General features: G+C 52.9%; 4 protein-coding genes. 1 reads left to right on the top strand and 3 read right to left on the bottom strand.

The window, feature by feature from the left end:
- Window positions 1-207, top strand: a 207-nt coding sequence (locus ACEW8P_RS20790; RefSeq protein ID WP_373514994.1) for a GMC oxidoreductase, incomplete at its 5' end; no start/stop codon positions are given.
- Window positions 208-266: 59 nt separating this feature from the next.
- Here ACEW8P_RS20790 and ACEW8P_RS20785 read toward each other — a convergent pair.
- From ACEW8P_RS20785 to ACEW8P_RS20775, 3 genes are all read right to left on the bottom strand, one after another.
- A complete protein-coding gene (locus ACEW8P_RS20785; protein ID WP_373514993.1) occupies window positions 267-2,675 on the bottom strand; it encodes a TonB-dependent receptor domain-containing protein in 2,409 nt (802 codons plus the stop codon).
- Window positions 2,672-4,012 carry an HTTM domain-containing protein gene (locus tag ACEW8P_RS20780; protein ID WP_373514992.1) on the bottom strand — a complete coding sequence of 447 codons (1,341 nt, stop codon included), beginning with the start codon at window positions 4,010-4,012 and terminating at the stop codon, window positions 2,672-2,674. Before ACEW8P_RS20780 ends, ACEW8P_RS20785 begins: the two co-directional genes overlap by 4 nt.
- Window positions 4,002-4,868, bottom strand: an 867-nt coding sequence (locus ACEW8P_RS20775; RefSeq protein ID WP_373514991.1) for an imelysin family protein, incomplete at its 5' end; no start/stop codon positions are given. The genes ACEW8P_RS20775 and ACEW8P_RS20780, both read right to left, overlap by 11 nt.

Genomic DNA, 4,868 nt, shown 5'->3' with positions numbered 1-4,868 from the left:
GGCGTTCCTATGGGCGAAGATGTTTCAAAGGGGGTGGTGGATACTTATGGGCGGGTGTTCGGGTACGAAAATTTCCTGGTACTCGATGGCTCGATTCTGCCAAATTCCCTTGGTCCAAATCCCGTGGGTACCATTCTGGCTTTTGCGGAAAGGTCGCTTGAAAAAGTGGTCAGGCAACTTCAAGACGAAGGGGTTATTAAAGCGTAGAGTTGTTTATTCATAAATGCCAACCCAACACGAATCTTTGATCAGGTAAAAGCAAAAGATCAAATCTTGAATTGTACCGTCAGGTAGAAATTCCGCTTATCGGCGGGCAGGATGCCGGGGCCGGGGTAGCCATCGGCACGGCGGGTGAAGTACCTGGTATTGGCCAGATTGTTCACGCCCGCGTACAGCGTGAACACCCGCCAGTTGTAGCTCGCGCTCAGATCCATGACCGAAAAAGCCGGGATTGCTCCATCCACAGCGGTGGGGGTTTGCTCGGTGTTGGTGGCGTCGGAGTACTGTTTGGTTTGATAGGCCAACTGATACGTCAGATTGAACCGCTGAGTACCCGCGCTTAGTCCGGTGCGTAGCAAGACGGGCGGCACGTTCTCGACCAGCTTGTTGGCAATGGCTGTGTTTTTGGTGTTGACGTAGCGGGCGTCGATCAGCGACAAACTCGCGTATAGATTCAGCTTGTACTTCGATTTTCCGTGGCTGATGGCTCGGAGAATGTCGCCGTCGAGCAGTACTTCCAGGCCCAGATTGCGGCTGTCCGACACATTGGTGCGCAGACGATAGGTCATGAAACTACTATCGGTCGAGAAAATGGAGCCAATCCGGTCGTTATATTTCAAATAAAACAAGCTTACGTCCGCGTAGAGCCAGTTTTCGAAAGTACCCCGCAGCCCCACATCGACGTTGAATCCCGTCTCGTCCGTGAGGTTGGGATCGACCCGCGCGTTGGTGTTGGCTACCCGGATGTCGTTAAAGTTGATCGATCGGTAGTTTTGCGAGATGTTCGCGTATAGCTCTGCTCCTTTGTCGAATTTCCAGCTTGTCCCGATGCCCAGCAGGAGGAAGGTCCGCGGATTGGCGCGGGTTTCAAAGATTTTCTCGTTTGGGATAAACTTGTTTTGCTCGAAATAGAAGCCCGTGGCTTTCGTGTCGATGAACTCGAAACGCGCGCCCGGCGTAACGCTCCAATTTTTATTCAACCGAAAAATATTCTCGGCAAAAAAAGCCAGGTTGTCGCCGGGAAAGCGGAAACTGGATTTGTTAGGTTCGGCGTCGAGAAACGCAAAATCGGGACCGTCGCCGTTGTTGCCATCGCCCTGCTTCCGCACGGTGAGTCCTTTGTAAAGTCGCGTTCCGATCAGGAAGGTCTGGTCGATTTGATTGCCCAACTTATATTGGTGAATGAACCGCAATTCGCTGCCAAAGTTGCTGTACCGATCGACCATGTAGTCGCGGTTGACACCGAAATCGGGGCGGTTGATGTAGGTCAGCGCGCCAATCGCCTCGCGACTGCCCTGCAAAGTGTAGCTGCGCCAGTTGAGGCGGGTCCCTTCTTTTATGATATAGTCAAAGTTCAGGCTCGCCAGGTTCCAGTCCACCTGGAACCAGTTTCTGGCCCGCACTGATACCGAGGCGTCTTCCGCAAATTGGGCGTCGGTGAGGCCGCCGGGCTGCTGCGCCAGGTAGTTCATCCGGGTGTATTCGCCGGTGATTTTGAGTTTCGGGCTGAGGTCGTAGGCCAGGTGCAAGTACCCGTTTTGCTGGGTATAGTGGCTGTTGGGCCGCCAGCTATCGCCGCGTTTGTACTGGAAAAAGGCATAGTAGTTGAGCTTGTCCTTAGCCACCGTACCGCCCAGACTGTTGAACGAGTTGAAAAAGCCAAAAGAACCGCCCGTTTGCCGCGAGGTAAATTCGACGGGCTTATTGCGCGGCCCGCGCCGCATGACGAAATTGACCAGCCCGCCAAACTGCGGCCCGTACTGCAAACTGGCCGCTCCCCGGATGATTTCGATCTTGTCGAGCGCCTCCGCCGAGGGCGTATAGTAGCTTTCGGGGTACCCCAACGCGTCGGCGCTGATGTCGTAGCCATTTTGACGAATGTTGAAATTGGAAGAACGGTTGGGACTCAGTCCGCGGCCCCCGATGCCCAGTTGCAGTCCGCCCCGGTCGTATTCCCAGATATTCAGGCCGGGAATGCGGGCGTAAATCTGGCGGGTGTTGTTGGTCGCGAGATTGGCATTCAGGTTGCGGACGTTGATTAGTTCGGTCTTTTTACTGGCGTAAATCGCCGTTCCCGAGACATCGTTCAACTTGCCGGAAATGGTTTCGGTATTTTGCCCATACACTATGACTTCCCTAGTCAACAGATTCACTGCTTCTTCCAATTGAATATCGAGCCGCAAACCCTGGTTAGTGACGGTCAGCGTGTCTGAGTAAGGTTTATACCCCAATAAGCTCACTTCCAGTCGATACTGTCCCGGCGTGAGCCGCCCGAAGCGAAAAAAGCCGTTGTCGTTGCTGATTTCAATCGCCTCGGCCGGATACAGCCGCACGATGGCACCAGGAATGGCCTCGGTACCTTCCCGCACCGTGCCCTCCACAGACAGGACTTTTTGACCAAAAGCCAGCGTGACAAACAGACAAGAAAAACTTAGCAGGATAGACTTTCGAATCATTGCATTTTATTTTCGTAGGGCAATACCCAGTCGTAAGGTCGCCAACTCACTTTTTTAGCCGCCAGGTTCACCGTGGAGTCGATGAACAGCCGGGAAGGTGCGCCGTTGAGGGTAACATATACCTCGGCAAACACCTTGGGTTCCGCCATCCCTTTTTTCCTGAATACCCCAGCAAGAAAAGAGGCGTAGTTCAGGATCAAATCGGGTTGGGTACTCATCATTGTTTCCTGAAGTTTAGTAAGGTACTTCCTGTTGTCCACTACATAGGACTTTTTTTCGGTCGCATCCTTCACCGTAAAGTACGCGGCTCCGGCTTTTTCCATGAGCATCACACGCCACGAAAAACGGTACCCTTGCTCGGTCCAAAATAGTTTTCCCGGATAAAGCAGAAAACGCAGCGGAAACAAAAGTTGGAAAAGCAGGTACACCGCAGCCAGAGCGGTCAAGGTATTTTGGTAGGTAAAGCGGTAGGGTTCAGAAGTCGTCAGGTCTGTTTTGGAAGAAAAAAATGACAGCAGCCGGGTGTGAAAATCTCCCGAAAAAAAGATTAAACTGCTGAAAATCATCACGTAGGGAAACATCCCGATGGCCGGAAAAAACAGGGCGGTAGCGCCATGAAACAGCAGGACAAATACGTAGGCAGCGGGGCGGGTCTTGCTGTTTAATAAAAAAAAGACAATGAATAAATCGTAACCCGCCCCGAACCAGGAGAACAGGTAGGCCACCCATTCTTCGTACATCAACGGCCCAATCAGCGGAAGGTGGCTTTTGGCGGGAAGCCAGGTTTTCATCGGTTCGGCCCGTAGCAGCCAATCGGCGTCGAGTTTGGCCAGTCCGGCAAAAATATAGACCAGTGCCATCTGAAAACGCAGAATTCCGATTGTCCAGAGTGGCGTTAGCGTACGCCGCGACACCCAATCGAAACGCGCATCGAGGGAATAATCCCGGTTGGCGGGTAGCCACGCCAGCAGGAAAGCCACCAGGCTGATGAAGTAGTAGTGGTTGAGATAAGTCGTGACGTCGATCAGTTCCACGTAGGCGAAGCCGAGGAAAAAAACGACGATGGCCGGGCGGTAGAACAGCCCTATTGCCACAAGCAACGCGGCTACGATCAGCACCAGGAAAAGCAGGTGCATTCCGCCGTCACTTAGCGGCTGCACCCATCCAAAACCCCAATAGGTGAAATGGAATGAAGGCTTGACGTACATCTCGGTAATCCAACCCCGCGCCCAAAAACGAATCAGGCTCACGAACATCAGCAGACCAAATGTGATCCTGAACGTAGCCAGCGGAGCGATAGCTACCGAACGACTACCGTCGGGCCACTTAATCGCCATCGTTGTCGATGTAGGTAATCTGCACCGAAGTAGCTGACGCCACGTCCGTTTTGATCATTGTCAGTAGTCGTTGTACTTGTCGGTAAGCCTCCTCGATTTGGGCCGGATTTTTGGAAAAAGACTCAGCCATAGGTTGCGGAATGGCGTCGATGGCGGCAATGGCGACGTCGAATTGGGTAAGTACTTGCTTGGCAAGAGCTTCCTTTTTAAGCAATACCAGGTAATCAGCGATTCCATCGCCGTTGCTGCCCGCGAAGTACTTCCGCAAGCTGGTCAGGTTGGCCGAGGCCAGCTCGCGGGTGAGGCCCGAGTAATAGCCTTCCGACTTATCGGCAAACACCCGGCCATTTGATAACTTCCCGAAGGGCCAGCCGATACGGGGTCCTTTCAAGACATCCATTTCGTAGGCAAACTGGTTGACCAGAAATCCGATGGAACTACCCACATCGGTTTTGAGCGAGTTGACGAAGGTAGTTCGGTAGCCGCCGTTCCACTGCGTCGTGGTGTTGGCTGCCAACGTTTTCATGCGTACCAGGACATCCCGAACGTATTTCTTACGGGCCGGGGCGTCGGTGTCCGAAAATTTTTCTACCGAATTGGGTCCAAACAATAGGTAGTCCAAGGCCGGAAAGCCCTGAATGCTATCGTTGACCACCGGTAGTTCAAAGTTATAAGTACCTGAGGTAATGGCTTTTTCGATCTTTCCCGGCGCCGCCGGAAAAGTGTTGAGGTAGTTATTGAGCAACAGGGCCGAAGCCGGACCGAAATAAGCCACCGAAACGGCTTGATAACTCAGATAGGCCGACTTGTAAGCAGGCTTGACAGCTTCCAGAGTAGAGGCAGAAGGAGCGTCAAG

The sequence above is a fragment of the Persicitalea sp. genome (genome assembly GCF_041751555.1).
GTDB lineage: Bacteria > Bacteroidota > Bacteroidia > Cytophagales > Spirosomataceae > Persicitalea.
The sequence above is the reverse complement of the archived record's forward strand: the minus strand, read 5'-3'. Positions and strand labels throughout refer to the sequence as shown.

Coding starts and splice junctions, on each gene's coding strand:
- ACEW8P_RS20780 (WP_373514992.1), bottom strand. CDS start 4,012: ATGGCGATTAAGTGGCCCGACGGTAGTCGTTCGGTAGCTATCGCTCCG.
- ACEW8P_RS20785 (WP_373514993.1), bottom strand. CDS start 2,675: ATGATTCGAAAGTCTATCCTGCTAAGTTTTTCTTGTCTGTTTGTCACG.